Here is a 13606-nt window from a genome sequence, read left to right as displayed (position 1 = left end):
TTTGTAAGGCGTCCGCTTACTCGGCTTGGCTGCCCGGGCGCGCCCGGCGCATCGCCAAGCTAAGAAGGATCACCGGCAAAATACCCACCACCACGATGGTTAACGAGGCCGTGGAGGCCTCCGCCAAGCGTTCGTCGGACGCCAAGCTATGGGCGCGCACCGCCAGGGTATCGAAGTTGAACGGGCGGAGAATGATCGTGGCGGGCAGCTCCTTCATCACATCCACGAACACCAGAATGCCGGCCGCCAGCAGGCTGCTGCGCATCAGCGGCGTATGAATGCGCCGTAGCGTCCCTCCAGCGGTTTGTCCCAGTGTACGTGAGGCGGCGTCCATGCTCGGGGTGACCTTGCCCAAGCTTGCCTCGACCGCGTTGAACGAGACGGCCAGAAAGCGCACGACGTAAGCGTAAATCAATATGAACGCCGTGCCGCTGAAGACTAGCCCGATGATGGTGTCGTAATGGGTGTGCAGCCAGGTATTAATGGCATTATCTAGCCAGGCAAACGGAATCAAAATCCCCACGGCCACCACCGACCCCGGAATGGCGTAGCCCATGGCCGCGATGCGGGTAAACAGCCGCGCGCTGGGGGAGTCGTGCAGCCGCACGCCGTAGCTCAGCAGCACCGCTAGCCCCACGGCAATCAGCGCTGCAACCGTCGCGAGGCTCAGGCTGTTCATGGCAAAGCTGATGAAGCGCGTACCGAACAGCCGGTCCCCGGTGGTGATCGCCATTTCCAACAGAATGCCGCTGGGCAGCAAGAAGCCAACGGTGATCGGTAACAGGCAGGCCAGCGTCGCCCCGACGGCGTGCCAGCCGTGCAACCGGTACTCAGGCAACTGTTGATAGCGGTTGGTGGTGTGGAAGTAGCGGCGCTTACCCCGCGACCAGCGCTCCAGCAGCACGAAGGCGATCACGAAGGTCAGCAGGCAGGCGGCAAGCTGGGCCGCAGCAATCGGCTCACCCAGGCCAAACCAGGTGCGGTAAATACCCGTGGTGAAGGTATCCACGCCAAAGAACTGGACCGCGCCGAACTCATTGAGGGTTTCCATCAAGACCAGCGAGACGCCGCCTACCAGCGCCGGGCGCGCCAACGGCAGCGCCACGCTGGCAAACAGCCGCCAGGGGCCTCGCCCCAATGTTCGTCCCACATCCAGCACACACACCGATTGTTCTAAAAAGGTGGCACGGGCCAGCAGGTAGACATAGGGGTAGAGCACGAAGGTAATTAGCGTGGCGGCACCGCCCAACGAGCGCACGTTGGGGAAGTAGTAGTCGCCCACCTGCCAGTCGAACCACTCCCGCAGCAGGCTTTGTAGCGGCCCGGCCACCTGTAGAAAGTCGGTGTAGGCGTAGGCGATCACGTACGTCGGCACGGCCAGCGGCAGTAGAAGCGCCCACTCGAACAGACGCTTGCCGGGAAAGCGACACATGACCACCAGCCAGGCGGTGCCGGTGCCGATCACCAAGGTGCCTAGCCCGACCCACAGTACCAGCCAAAACGTGTTGGAAAGATAGCGCGGTAAAACGGTACTGGCCAAGTGCTGCCAAACGCCTTCGGTGGGCATCACGATATGCGCGAGTACGACTAAGATGGGCAGCGCCACGATCAGCGCAATCAAGAACAGCGTCACTGACCAAGGGCTGAGCGACAGCGTAAAGCGCGAGGCGAAACCTGACAGCAGAGCCGTGGGTGAGCGGCGAGCAGGCGTAGACACGTCGTGAACTCCTAGGACGAGAGGCAGCGTGGCTCGTCAATGCGAAAAGATAGCGGCTGCAAATAGTATCACCTGGGCTGACAGGGTGCAGCCAGCATTCCTGCCGTCACATCGACAGGCAAAAAAAATCCCTCCGCAGCGCGAAGGGATGTGTGGTACCGAAAATGACGCGGTCAGTAACCGACCATCAGGCTCGGCAGGCCGGTAATCAAGCCGGGGAAGATCGACATCAAGATACACGCCAAAAGGATGATGATGACGAACGGCACCACCGCTTTATAGAGATCGACGATCTCGACCCCAGGCGGCGCCACTCCTTTTAGATAGAACAGCGCATAGCCAAATGGCGGGGTTAGGAAGGAGGTTTGCAGCACCACGGCCACCATCACCACGAACCACAATACGTCGACGCCCATTTGGGCGATGATGGGCAGCATGATCGGGAAGCTCAGCAGTACGATGCCGGTCCAATCCAGGAACATACCCAAAATGAAGACCAGGAACAGCATTAGAAGCAGCGCACCAAAGGTGCCACCCGGCATGGCCAGGACGAAGTCGCTGATCACCGTCATACCGCCACCAATGGAGAACACGCCGGTAAACGCCGTGGCGCCCACCAGTACCAGCATCACCATGGTGGTGGTTTTGCCCGCTTCGATCAGCGTGTTGTAGCAAGTCGAGAGCTTACGGTCGCCAAAGATCAAGAACAGCAAGAAGGCGATAAACACGCCAATCGCCGAGGCCTCGGTCGCGGTGGCGATCCCGGTAAATAGAGCACCGAGCACGCCCAGGATCAGCGACATCGGCGGTACGACGTATTTACCCAGCATGATCAGCAGCGCTTTGGTGCTGACCTCGGCGCGCTCCTCTTTCGGCACTTTGGGGCCGTAGCTGGGTTTCAGCCAGCAGATCAGCACCACGTAAAGCGCGTACATCACCCCCAACAGCAGGCCGGGCACCAGCGCTCCTGCAAACAGCGCGCCCACCGATACGGGCGAGTAGCTGGCCATCAAAATCAGCATGATGCTGGGCGGAATCAAAATGCCTAGACAGCCGCTCGCCATGATCACGCCCGCGCTGAGCTCTTTGTTATAGCCATACTTCAGCATCGGCACCAGCGCGATCATCCCCATGACGGCGATGGACGCCCCGACGATGCCGGTGGTGGCGGCCAGCAGTACCGAGACCACGACCACGGTTAGCGCCAGGCCACCGCGTACGTTGGCCAACAGTAGGCGCATGGCGTCGAACATCTTCTCCGTGACGCCGGAGTCGTTGAGAAAGCGCGCCATCAAAATGAACAGTGGAATGGCGACCAGCACGTAGTTGTCCATGGCGTTGCCATAGACGTTGTTGATGATGATGCCCAGGGTATTGATACCGGGGCCTAGATACGCGCCGATGACCGCCATACCGCCCAGTACGAACGCCAATGGGTGCCCCATGAATAGCCCGACCAGCAGTCCGCCAAACATCACCAGCGTTAGTAGTTCTGCACTCATGCGGATGTCTCCTCACGCAGTTGCATGATGGCGCGTAGGACGATGGCAATCGCCTGCAGCAAAATCAGCGCAGCGGCCACGACGATGACCCCTTTCACCGGGTAAACGGGAATCGAGACCATGCCGTAAGTCGTTTCGCCACGGCTGAAGGAGCGCTCGAAAAAGGCCCAGCCGTAGGTCAGCAGCAGCCAAATGAACGGGACGAAAAAGACCAAATACCCAATGAGATCCAGCACGGCCTGCTTTTTACGGGATAGCAGCCGTTTCACCACGTCGACTTCCACGTGGGCGTGATGGCGCAGCCCGTAGGCGGCCATGAGCATGAAGTGGGCGCCAAACAGCATCTTCGTCACATCGAACGCCCAGTCGCTGGGGCGACCAAAGAAAAAGCGCGACACGATGTCGTAAAGCACGATAAGAGTAATGATGGCAATTAACGGCGCAATGATGCGGCCAAACAGCTCGTTAATCGCATCGATCGCCTTGGCAATCGCATTCATGGAAGATCTCCGCAACTGAGCTAAGGCCGCCCCGACAAGGGGAGGGGCGGCCATGTTACGCTTTTATAGTGAGTGCCTTATAAGCAGGCTTCGATCTCTTCCAGTGAGGGGAGGTTGTCCATGGTACGGCTCATGTTGAAGGGGGCCGTCACATCACGCCATGCGGCGTACTCTTGCAGGTAGGTGATCATGGAGTGGTAGACCTTGGCATGGTCTGGATTCTCACAGGCGCCGCGTACGATGACCTCGTTGGTGATCTCCTGGATGCGCGCCAGATCCTCTTCCGAGAACTGGTTGATGGTCACGCCCGCGTCGATGAACTTCTGAGTCGCTTCGGTGGACTCGCGCTCGGACCAGGAGAGTGACCACGCCATGGTGGCTTCGGCGGCAATACGCAGTTTGGCCTGGGTCTCTTCGGAGAGGGCATCCCACGCGTCTTTATTGATCATGACGCCGAACACGCTCGCTGACTGGTGCCAGCCGGGGGTCGCCCAGTAGTCGGCGACTTCGGCAAAGCCTGCATTGAAGTCAACGCCAGGGGTGGAAAACTCACCTGCGTCGATCACCCCACGCTCGATGGCTTGGTATACTTCACCACCGGCCAGCGTGACTTGGGAACCGCCCAGCTCTTCGAGTACGCGGCCCTGGTCACGGCCAGAGAGACGCAGGCGCTTGCCTTCTAGGTCGGCGATGCTCTCGATGGGCGTGCGGCCCATGAAACCCGATTCGTTGTTGGTGATGCCGTAGGGCAGGTACACCATGTTGTACTGGCCGTAGATCTCTTGGTAGAGCTCGAAGCCGCCCCACTGTTGGATCCAGTTCAGATAATCGACACCGTTGAACAAACTGGTGGTGGTGGCCAGCGGCGAGAACGCCGGGTTCAGACCCGCCCAGTAGCCGGGCCAGTCGCCTGCGGCTTGAATCGCACCGGTTTCGGTCGCATCGAATACCTCGGTGCCCGGCATCAAGGTGCCGCCTGCGCGGAAATTGATTTGGACTTCATCGCCCGCCAGTTGGTTGACCAGCTCGGCCCAGTGCTGATCGATCTTGATCAGGTCGAGGTTCTCCGGCCACGTGGTGGTCATGGTCCACTGCTCCTGCGCTTGAGCGGTAGACGTGAGGGCGGCGAAGGCGACGCCAGCGGCAAGGCTGGTGAGTGCGAATTTTGTGGTCTTTTTCATTGTATGTTTCCTGGTACTTTGGCGGTTAGCGTTATTAGTGTTGGAGACCTGAAAGCAGGAAAGTACAGCAGCATGCTGACGTTTACGTAAAGTAAAACAACGCTGCGCTGCATCGCTAAGCTAGCACACTCCACCCGCTGCAGCGCAATATCAGTAAATCAAGGAAGTTAACGCGACAGCCATCGCAGAGATAATGTGGAAAAAGCCGTTAAAACATTGCTTTAAAAGGTACTTCTACGATCTTTACCCCGTCTTGAGGGGTGAGAAAACGTTGAAAAGCCCGGGTTTGTTCAACCAAAGTTGTAAGAGAATTCTTGCCTAAGGAGCCGCTATGAGCGGGTCACGCCACGCCGAGCCCACCTTATCCCGCGAACGCATCGACAGAGACGCCGCCACGCTCATCTGCCATGCCCGCCGTTTAAAGCAGCGGGGCTGGCGCGGACTGGTGTGGTTAAGCGGTGTGCCGGAGCAGGCCCGTCAGCAAGCGTTGGCGCTGTGGCAGGCCGCCGACTGGCAGACGCCACTGTGGGTAGGCGATGCCCAACAGGCCCCTGTCTCAGCCAGTTTATCTAGCCGTAAAGCGCGTACCCGGCTGGGGGCCGAGCACCAGCTCGTGATTCTCGATGCCAGTGGCCACGAAGGGCTGGATCCCGATGCGCTGGGCGCGCTGGCGGGGACGGTGAGTGCGGGCGGTCTTCTGGTGCTGATGACGCCCTCGGCTTGGGGTAGACAGCCCGATCCCAACTACGCTCGCTTTGCCGATTACCCCTGGCCTTGGGAGCACTTTAGTGCCCACTATTTGGCGCGTTTGGCGCGCTTGCTGAGGGCGTCGAATCAGGTGGTGCGCTGGCCTGTGGGAGGGGCACTGCGGTTGCCGATCCTGGGCAAACGGCCAAGCGCCCCTGAGCCCAGTGAAGACGCGGACTGTCTTTCCGCGGACCAAGCCTTGGCGGTGAGCGCGCTGGTCAAGCTCAAACGGCGTCGGCCGCTGGTCGTGACTGCCGACCGAGGTCGGGGCAAGAGCGCCGCACTGGGCATCGCCTGCGCACGGCTACTGCAGCAAAGCGACGGTGGCGAGTGGCTGCTCACCGCGCCTCGGCTAAGCGCCGTGGAAAGCGTCTTCAACCGTGTGGCGGCGCTGTGCCCGGCGCTGCAGCGCCACGGCCCCGCCGAGGTGTCGCTGGCCAACGGCAGTCGGTTGCGCTTTTTGCCACCGGATGTCCTAACGGAGCTCGTCGAACAGGGTACGTTGGGGGGCAGTGGCAGTACGCTGCTGGTCGATGAGGCCGCTGCCATTCCCGCCTCGCTGTTGGGGCGCTGGCTGTCGGCGTTTCCGCGCATTGCCTTCGCCACCACGGTGCATGGCTACGAAGGTTCTGGGCGCGGTTTTGCGCTGCGTTTTCGCGATGTGCTGGACCGCCAAGCACCCCACTGGCGCGAGCTAACGCTGCAAACGCCGATACGCTGGTCGACCGGAGACCCGCTGGAGGCGCTCATCCAGCGCTTGCTCTTATTGGATGCGCCGCTACCTAACGCAACTCCTTCACAAGACGAGTTGCCAGCGAGCGTCGTGCTCAGCCAAGCGCAGCTCGCGAGTCAGGATGCACGATTAGAAACGCTGTTTGGTCTGCTGGTGCAGTCCCACTACCGCACCACGCCGAGCGATTTACGCCAACTGCTGGATGGCCCCGGCACGGGACTACGCATGATACCCAGCCGCGACGGGGACGACCCGCAAGCCGTTCTGGTCACCCGCGAGGAGGGCGGCTTCGCGGCCGAGCTGGCCGACCAGGTGGCCAGGGGCGAACGCAGGCCCCAGGGGCATTTGCTGGCGCAGTCGCTCGCAGCCCATGGTGGCAGTCGAGCGGCCCTCATCGCCCGCTGGCGGCGGGTGGCGCGTATTGCCACGCATCCCCAGCGCCGCCGAGAAGGGCTGGGGCGACAGCTCCTGGAAGAGGATATCGATAGCGCCACCCAGCAAGGGCTGTCCCTGTATGGCGCCACCTTCGGGGCGGAAGCGTCGCTACTGCGCTTTTGGCTGGCGCTAGGGTTCGTACCTGTCCGTTTGGGCATGACCCGCGAAGCCGCCACCGGCGAGTATGCTGTGATGGTCGCCAGGGCGCTCAACCCCGAGGGGCACGCGGTGCTGGACACCTTGAGGAGCGGCTTTGCCGCTTCACTGCCTAGCCTGCTGGCCTTCGAGCTGGCCGCATTGCCTGCGTCGGTCGTGGCGCTGCTGCTCGCTGCACTGCCCGCTCAGCCGCTCGGCACGGCCGAGCGCCAAGCCATTCATGACGTGGCTTATGCCCGTCGCGACCCTGCGCTGGCCCGACCCGCGCTCCAGGCGCTAGCGCGGGAAGCCAGTCGACAGCCGCTGGGCGAGGCTCAGCAGGCGCACCAGCAGCTCGCCGCCTGGGCCTACCAAAACCAGCCGCTGGACAAGACCCAGAACCTCGCCGTGCAGCGCTTGCGCGAGTCGGCGCAACAGGTGATCACCGCGTGCGAGCTTTTCCCCAGTGAGCCAGAGCGGTAAAGTAAGTCGGTTATCGATAATGAAGAGTTTCCATGAACGCACATCTAGCAGCGCTCGAGCCACGCCTTGTATGGCAGCACTTTCGTACTCTGTGTAACACGCCGCGCCCCTCCGGTCATGAGGCCGCGTTGGTCGCTACCTTGGAAGCCTGGGCGGATGCGCAAGGGCTTGCCCACGACCAGGATGCCTTCGGCAACCTGCGTATCCGCAAGCCTGCCACCCCTGGCTGTGAAGGCGCGCCGGGAATCGTACTGCAGGGCCATCTGGATATGGTGGCCCAGGCCAATGCGGGGCATGCGCATGACTTTACCCGCGACCCCATTCGCACCGTGGTTAAAGAGGGCTGGCTGCACGCCGAAGGCACGACGCTAGGAGCGGACAACGGAATGGGCGTGGCCGCGATATTGGCCGTGCTGGAAGACCCCGACCTGACCCACGGCCCACTCGAAGCCCTGTTCACCCTAGAAGAAGAGACCTCCATGGGCGGTGCGCTGAATCTTGCCGAGAACTGGTTGGAAGGCTCGCTGCTGCTCAATTTGGACAGTGAAGACCGTGGCGAGGTGTATATCGGCTGTGCTGGCGGCGCCGATGTGGTGGTCGATGCGCAGCTGCCTTGCACCGCCCTGCAAGCCGATGAGCGACTGCTTTCCCTCTCGCTGACGGGCCTTAAAGGCGGCCACTCGGGCATGGACATTCACCAGCCTCTGGGCAACGCCAATCGCCTGTTGGTGCGCGTTCTTTGGGCGCTAGAAGAGTACGATGCTCGTCTAGTGAGCTATCAGGGCGGCACGCTGCGCAACGCCATTCCCCGTGAAGCCTTTGCGCAGGTGGCGCTGCCCGCCGACGATATGGAGGCCGCCCTGGCCACCGTCGAGAGGCTGGCCGCCACCCTCAAGGCCGAGCTGGGCAGTGGCGATAGCGGCCTGGTATTGACCGCCGAGCGCGCCGAGCAGGCCGACGCCGAGCCGCTGACGCTCGATGCCAGCGCGATGCTGCTGGCGGCGCTGCATGCCGCCCCGTGCGGCGTCGAGCGCATGAGCGCCGACGTGCCAGGCGTAGTCGAAACCTCCAACAACCTGGGTGTGTTAAGCGTCGAAGCCGGTCGCTTTCATCTCTGTGCCCTGGTGCGTTCGTTGCACGATAGCGCTGCCCAAGCGATGGCCGAGCGCTTTCAGGCGCTGTTTGGGCTCATGGGCGCACGGGTGAAAGTCGAAAACGGCTACCCCGGCTGGGCACCCAACCCGGATAGCCCGCTACTGGCCACCTTCAAGGCGCGCCACGCGGCGCTGATGGGCCACGAGCCCGAGGTGAAAGTGATCCATGCGGGGCTAGAGTGCGGTATTTTGGGCAGCAAATACCCGCACTTGGACATGATTTCCTTCGGCCCGCTGATTCGCGGCGCGCACTCGCCGGATGAGCGGGTGGAGATCGAGTCCGTGGCGGAGTTCTGGGCCATGCTGCGCGATCTGGTGGCGGCGCTGGCGAAGTAACGTCCTCTCGCCATGCCCAACACCATCAAAAACGGCACCCTAGAGGTGCCGTTTTTGATGAAGCGTGATGACCGCCTGCGATATCGATGGCGGCCAATCGCCTCGCTTATTTGCCTAGATAGGCGTTGAGCATCCACACGGTTTTTTCCTGCTCGCGGATGTAGTCGCCCGCTTGGGCGGCGGTGCCCTCGTCATCGGCGTCGGACGCTAGCGCCAACAGTTCGCGCTGCAGTTCGATCAGCGTTTGATAGCCTGCCAGAACGCCTTGCACGCAGGTCTTGCCATCGTGGACGTCTTTGTCTTCTTGGATGCGCGACAGCTTGGTGTAATCGCTGTACGCGTGAACCGGTTTGTGGCCCAAGGTCAAAATACGCTCAGCGACCTCGTCGACCTTGGTCAGCAGGTCGGTGTAGAACTCTTCGAATTTTGCGTGCAATTCGAAGAAGTCGTTGCCTTTCACGTTCCAGTGATAGCCACGAACGTTCATGTAAAAAATCTGATAATTGGCCAACAGGTGGTTGAGTTTCTCGGCGAGCTGGCTGGCGCTGCCTTCGTGTAAACCAATGCTATTGGTATCGTCCATTGTCTGCTCCTCCTTGGTGGGCGCTGCATTTCAACGTGTGTCTGTTTCGTGTCGAGTTCAGCTTAGAGTGCTGCAACGGCGAGGTGAAACAGATTTTTTGCATCGCCGTCATAGCGGATAAGGTATACGTGCAGGCACCATCACAGGATTTCAAGGGGCGCTTAGCGGCAGGCGAGCCAAAGCCGCGCAATGCTTTCGCAGCGGTCTGCCAGCAGCTCCGCAGTGCGTGGCAGCGCCTGCTCTAACGTCATCAATCCATCGGCGAGGGCAAAGGCGGCGGTTACCCCCTCGTCGGTACACGCCTGCCAGCCATCGCCCAGGCTACCCGCGAGCACGACCACCGGTTTACCCAGGCGTTTAGCGACGCGGGCGACGCCAATCGGCGTTTTGCCCGCTAGGCTCTGACCATCCAAGCGGCCTTCACCGGTAATGACCACGTCGGCCTCATTCATCAACCGGGCAACGTTCGCCTGTTGCATGATCATCTCGATGCCCGGCGTCAGCGTGGCGTTCAGAAAACAGCGGGCTGCAAAGCCCATGCCGCCTGCCGCCCCAGCCCCTGGGAGCTCTCGTTCATCGCGGCCCAGCGCTTTGGCCGTCAGGTCGGCAAAGTGGCCAAGCGCGCGGTCGAGTATGGCGACATCGCCTTCCGTCGCGCCTTTTTGTGGGCCGAAGACGGCGCTGGCACCGTGTTCGCCCAGCAGCGGATTATCCACATCCACGGCGGCTTCAACGTGCAAGTCGGCGAGGCGTGGATCCAGCGTCGACAGATCCAAGGTGGCCAGCTGCTGGAGCGCCGCGCCGCCGCGGGGCAACGGCTGGCCTTGGGCATCCAACAGCGTGGCGCCCAGGGCCTGGAGCATGCCCGCGCCAGCATCGTTGGTAGCACTTCCGCCGAGCAGCAACAGGGCATGCGTGGCGCCTGCCTCCAAGGCAGCGCGAAACAGCTCACCTACGCCGTAGGTGGTGGTGTGCAGTGCGTTGCGCTCGTCGCGGGTCAGGTGCTGTAAGCCGCTGGCTTCTGCCAGCTCGATAAACGCGGTACGCTGCTCGTCGAGCCAGCCCCAGGCGGCTTGTCGGGGCCGTCCCAGGGCGTCCTTGACGGTAAGGGTGCGGCGTTCGGCGCGCGTGGTGGCAATCAATGCGTCCAGGCTGCCTTCGCCGCCATCGGCCAGGGGGCAAAGCTGTGTGATGGCACTGGGAGCTGCCCGTTTGATGCCCTTGGCCATGGCCTTGGCGGCCTCGTCGGCACTTAGGGCGTCCTTAAAACTGTCAGGGCAAAGCAGTACATTCATCGCACGACCTCCTTAAAACGTTGTCTCAGCGTGTTGTCGTTCTTTTAATGTCTGTTGGCGAGCTTAGCGCGCTGCTTGGCGACACACCAGCCATGACGGTAGCGAGAGGATTTTTCATGAAGGCCATACCCCTTAGCATCACCTGCCTATTGGCACTGGCAGGTTGCCAAACGGTTCCCGACCGTCTGCCCCAAGCAGAGCCTGCGCCAGCGGCGGCGTGCTTCTTTCGCACCGACCCTCCCAGCGGCCAGCCTGCGCCTGATGAAACGCTGCACGTTTTGACGCAAAGCATCGACGTCCTGGAAGCCTGGGGATTTTCGTTGGAAACCACCGATACCGAGCTTGGACTGGTCAGCGCTTCGCGGGAGCGCGAGCTAATCGGCTACTACGACCGCTATGACTACGACTATGGCTACGGCAGCGGCTTCCGCCTGTTTGGTGGGTTGGGCATTGGCCGCAGCGTAGGCATTGGCGTGGGTGGCTCCTTCGGGCCTGCGTTTGGTCAGCAGCCGGTCGAGGTGGAACGGGTATCGCTGCTGGCCCGCGATGGCCACATGCGCATCTCTCGTGACATTCGTCGTTTCGACCATCTGGGCGAGCTGCGCGAGTCTTACAGCGCCAGTAACGATGATTTTTGTGGCCGTTTCCAGGAAGCCTTTTATTCATCCTCCACGCCTCAGGGGGCATCATGACACCGTCCCGTCCCACCGTATTGGCAGCCCTCACGCTATGCACCATGTTGTGGCTGGCAGGCTGCGCCACGACGCAGCCGTTAGAACCCAGAGAGCTGCGCTACAACGCCCCAATGGAGCAAGCCTTCCGCGAGGCGGTGGCACTGATGATGGAGCAGGGCTATGTGATACGCCACGCCGATTTGACCTTAGGGCGCGCCGAGGCAAGCCTGGCACGCTGGCCCGGATATCGGGTTCAGCTTCAAGTAAGCAAAGCTCAAGGGGGGAGTCTGGTCAGCGTGTCAGCACTGCGCGGTAGCCAGCCGATACCGCCTTATGTGCTAGACCCCTGGCTCGTGGCGTTACAGCGCAATTTAGGAGAATTGCCGTGATGAATGCATGGTCACCTGCCACGCTGCGTCGTACTGGCCAAGCGCTGCTGGTGGGCAGCCTGTTGGTCAGTTCGATGGCACAGGCCCACCCTCACGGCTGGATCGACATGAGCGTGCGTGTCATTACCAACGACGACGGTGCAGTCACCGGGCTTCATCAAACGTGGCGAATGGACCCCTTTTATAGCTTGGTCGTCATGGAGGAGTTGCAGCAGGTACCAGGCACGAGCCTGGAGCAGGGGCTGGATCAGTTGGGCAGTGAGATTCGCGATAACTTGACTCCTCAGCACTACTTTACCGAGGTGCGGATCGGCGAAGAGCCACAGACGTTTGGCGAGGTCACCGAGTACACCGCGCTGGCGCGAGACGGGCGTTTGACGTTTATGTTCATCCTGCCGCTGGCGACTCCCCAAGCGCTCAGCGGGCAGGTGCTGGAGTACCAAGTCTTCGACCCCACGTACTACATCGAGATGGTACATGAGGAAGAGAATAACGCGCCCTCTCCTCGGGCGCTGATTCTCAACGGCGACCCTGACTGCGCGCTCAGCGTTTTGCCTGCCGATCCCGACCCTGAGCGGGTCATGCAGGCGGCGCTGTTGGATGTAGACGAAGAGGGCGAGCCAGGGTTAGGCCGCCACTTTGCGGAAACGGGCCGCGTGGATTGTCGCTAGCCGCCCATCGGGCGAGTCGTGTATAAAGTGTTACTTTATATCTTTTATGCGGAGGGGGCATGCCGTTAAGCCGACGACAACTTACCAGCGGCGCTGTGGCGATAGTGGGCGTGGCGCTGCTGGTATGGGCCATACAGGTGAATTTACAGAGCGTTAGCCTTCAGCTGTTGGCGTGGCAGCGGGAGCTACACCGTAGTCTGACCCTGGCGATTACCGAGCTGTCGCGGACGCCCACCACCGCCACGTGGGTCACGCTGCTCGGCGTGAGCTTTGCGTACGGCGTCTTTCATGCGGCCGGGCCGGGGCATGGTAAAGCGGTATTGGCGACCTATTTGGCGTCCCATGGCGGTGCGACTCGCCGGGCGCTGGGGCTCTCGTTTGCTGCCTCGTTACTGCAGGGCCTCACGGCTATCGCGATGGTGGCGGTGTTGGTACACGGGCTAGGCTGGGTGACGCGACAAGCCATGGGCAGTGTGGCTTGGGTGGAACAGGCCAGCTTTCTTCTGGTAGCGCTATTGGGTGCTTGGCTCTGTTGGCGGGCGGTGCAGCAGCTGCGCCACGCCTATGCGGCTCGCCATGAGCCCGTGATGGAACATACGCATTCTCATGACCACAGCCACGATCACAGCCACAGCCACGATCATACCCACTGCTGTGGCGGGGCTCATCACGTCGAACCCGCGCAGGCGCTGGATTGGCATACGGCGTTGATGACCGTTGGGGCGATCGGTATGCGCCCCTGCAGTGGCGCCATTCTGATGCTGGGGGCCGCAAGTCTCTTGGGGCAATTTTATGTGGGGGTTGCATCGGTGGTGGCAATGTCGCTGGGCACGGGTATCACTGTATCGATATTGGCACTGGCCAGCATCGTGGCTAGAGGATGGGCGACCAAGCGGCTACACAAGCAGAGCCAGCAGCGGGTCGAGAAAGCGGCGGGCTGGGCGGCGCTCACTGGTGGGGTCGTGATCATTGCCTTGGGTATTTCCTTGGCGCTGGCAGGTGCGGCGCAGCCCGCCAGCGGCACATTACTCAACGAGCCACCCGCGCGCAGCTCTCTGCTGGGGGGCTAAG

Annotated in this window: 12 protein-coding genes; 6 read left to right on the top strand and 6 right to left on the bottom strand. The window is 61.6% G+C overall.

Translation table 11 applies throughout. The features are described 5' to 3' along the window. Positions 1-16 precede the first annotated feature (16 nt). The 4 genes from MHM85_RS12355 to dctP form a co-directional block, all read right to left on the bottom strand. Positions 17-1717: an iron ABC transporter permease gene (locus MHM85_RS12355; RefSeq protein ID WP_153842472.1), complete on the bottom strand. Its 1701-nt coding sequence runs from the start codon at positions 1715-1717 to the stop codon at positions 17-19. A gap of 173 nt (positions 1718-1890) precedes the next feature. After that, complete coding sequence (locus tag MHM85_RS12350) at positions 1891-3219, bottom strand: TRAP transporter large permease subunit (RefSeq protein ID WP_196781559.1); 1329 nt, start codon at positions 3217-3219, stop codon at positions 1891-1893. Continuing rightward, positions 3216-3719 (bottom strand): TRAP transporter small permease subunit, encoded by a 504-nt coding sequence (locus MHM85_RS12345; protein WP_139526296.1) that lies wholly within the window; start codon positions 3717-3719, stop codon positions 3216-3218. Before MHM85_RS12345 ends, MHM85_RS12350 begins: the two co-directional genes overlap by 4 nt. Positions 3720-3796: 77 nt before the next feature. Continuing rightward, complete coding sequence (gene dctP / locus MHM85_RS12340) at positions 3797-4900, bottom strand: TRAP transporter substrate-binding protein DctP (protein ID WP_139526297.1); 1104 nt, start codon at positions 4898-4900, stop codon at positions 3797-3799. A 331-nt stretch (positions 4901-5231) separates the two neighbouring features. Between dctP and MHM85_RS12335 the strand changes: the two genes are divergently transcribed. Continuing rightward, positions 5232-7433 (top strand): GNAT family N-acetyltransferase, encoded by a 2202-nt coding sequence (locus tag MHM85_RS12335; protein ID WP_139526298.1) that lies wholly within the window; start codon positions 5232-5234, stop codon positions 7431-7433. A 32-nt stretch (positions 7434-7465) separates the two neighbouring features. Then, complete coding sequence (locus tag MHM85_RS12330; protein ID WP_153842475.1) at positions 7466-8923, top strand: aminoacyl-histidine dipeptidase; 1458 nt, start codon at positions 7466-7468, stop codon at positions 8921-8923. 106 nt (positions 8924-9029) lie between these two features. Here the strand turns inward: MHM85_RS12330 and MHM85_RS12325 are convergent, their stop codons facing one another. Both MHM85_RS12325 and MHM85_RS12320 read right to left on the bottom strand, forming a co-directional pair. Beyond that, positions 9030-9506 (bottom strand): Dps family protein, encoded by a 477-nt coding sequence (locus tag MHM85_RS12325; protein WP_139526300.1) that lies wholly within the window; start codon positions 9504-9506, stop codon positions 9030-9032. A gap of 161 nt (positions 9507-9667) precedes the next feature. Then, a complete protein-coding gene (locus MHM85_RS12320; RefSeq protein ID WP_239286101.1) occupies positions 9668-10801 on the bottom strand; it encodes a glycerate kinase in 1134 nt (377 codons plus the stop codon). A gap of 116 nt (positions 10802-10917) precedes the next feature. Here MHM85_RS12320 and MHM85_RS12315 point away from each other — a divergent pair, with 116 nt between their 5' ends. Genes MHM85_RS12315 through MHM85_RS12300 form a run of 4 tightly spaced genes read left to right on the top strand, consistent with a single transcriptional unit; the run spans position 10918 to position 13605 of the window. After that, positions 10918-11493: a hypothetical protein gene (locus MHM85_RS12315; RefSeq protein WP_239286103.1), complete on the top strand. Its 576-nt coding sequence runs from the start codon at positions 10918-10920 to the stop codon at positions 11491-11493. After that, positions 11490-11864, top strand: coding sequence for a hypothetical protein (locus MHM85_RS12310; RefSeq protein ID WP_239286105.1), 375 nt, complete (start codon positions 11490-11492; stop codon positions 11862-11864). The genes MHM85_RS12315 and MHM85_RS12310 overlap by 4 nt, the downstream gene beginning before the upstream one ends. Beyond that, positions 11864-12535 carry a DUF1007 family protein gene (locus MHM85_RS12305; RefSeq protein WP_275443487.1) on the top strand — a complete coding sequence of 224 codons (672 nt, stop codon included), beginning with the start codon at positions 11864-11866 and terminating at the stop codon, positions 12533-12535. The genes MHM85_RS12310 and MHM85_RS12305 overlap by 1 nt, the downstream gene beginning before the upstream one ends. Before the next feature lie 59 nt (positions 12536-12594). Further along, entirely contained in the window at positions 12595-13605 is a 1011-nt protein-coding gene (locus MHM85_RS12300) for a nickel/cobalt transporter (protein WP_239286107.1), read from the top strand. Position 13606 lies beyond the last annotated feature (1 nt).

Origin of the sequence: Halomonas sp. McD50-4, from assembly GCF_022348135.1 — a bacterium.
Taxonomy (GTDB): Bacteria; Pseudomonadota; Gammaproteobacteria; order Pseudomonadales; family Halomonadaceae; genus Vreelandella; species Vreelandella piezotolerans.
Note: the sequence above shows the minus strand (reverse complement) of the source record. Positions and strands in the feature narration are given on the sequence as shown.

Coding starts and splice junctions, on each gene's coding strand:
- MHM85_RS12330 (WP_153842475.1), top strand. CDS start 7,466: ATGAACGCACATCTAGCAGCGCTCGAGCCACGCCTTGTATGGCAGCAC.
- MHM85_RS12350 (WP_196781559.1), bottom strand. CDS start 3,219: ATGAGTGCAGAACTACTAACGCTGGTGATGTTTGGCGGACTGCTGGTC.
- MHM85_RS12325 (WP_139526300.1), bottom strand. CDS start 9,506: ATGGACGATACCAATAGCATTGGTTTACACGAAGGCAGCGCCAGCCAG.
- MHM85_RS12310 (WP_239286105.1), top strand. CDS start 11,490: ATGACACCGTCCCGTCCCACCGTATTGGCAGCCCTCACGCTATGCACC.
- MHM85_RS12335 (WP_139526298.1), top strand. CDS start 5,232: ATGAGCGGGTCACGCCACGCCGAGCCCACCTTATCCCGCGAACGCATC.
- MHM85_RS12320 (WP_239286101.1), bottom strand. CDS start 10,801: ATGAATGTACTGCTTTGCCCTGACAGTTTTAAGGACGCCCTAAGTGCC.
- MHM85_RS12315 (WP_239286103.1), top strand. CDS start 10,918: ATGAAGGCCATACCCCTTAGCATCACCTGCCTATTGGCACTGGCAGGT.
- MHM85_RS12305 (WP_275443487.1), top strand. CDS start 11,864: ATGAATGCATGGTCACCTGCCACGCTGCGTCGTACTGGCCAAGCGCTG.
- dctP (WP_139526297.1), bottom strand. CDS start 4,900: ATGAAAAAGACCACAAAATTCGCACTCACCAGCCTTGCCGCTGGCGTC.
- MHM85_RS12300 (WP_239286107.1), top strand. CDS start 12,595: ATGCCGTTAAGCCGACGACAACTTACCAGCGGCGCTGTGGCGATAGTG.
- MHM85_RS12345 (WP_139526296.1), bottom strand. CDS start 3,719: ATGAATGCGATTGCCAAGGCGATCGATGCGATTAACGAGCTGTTTGGC.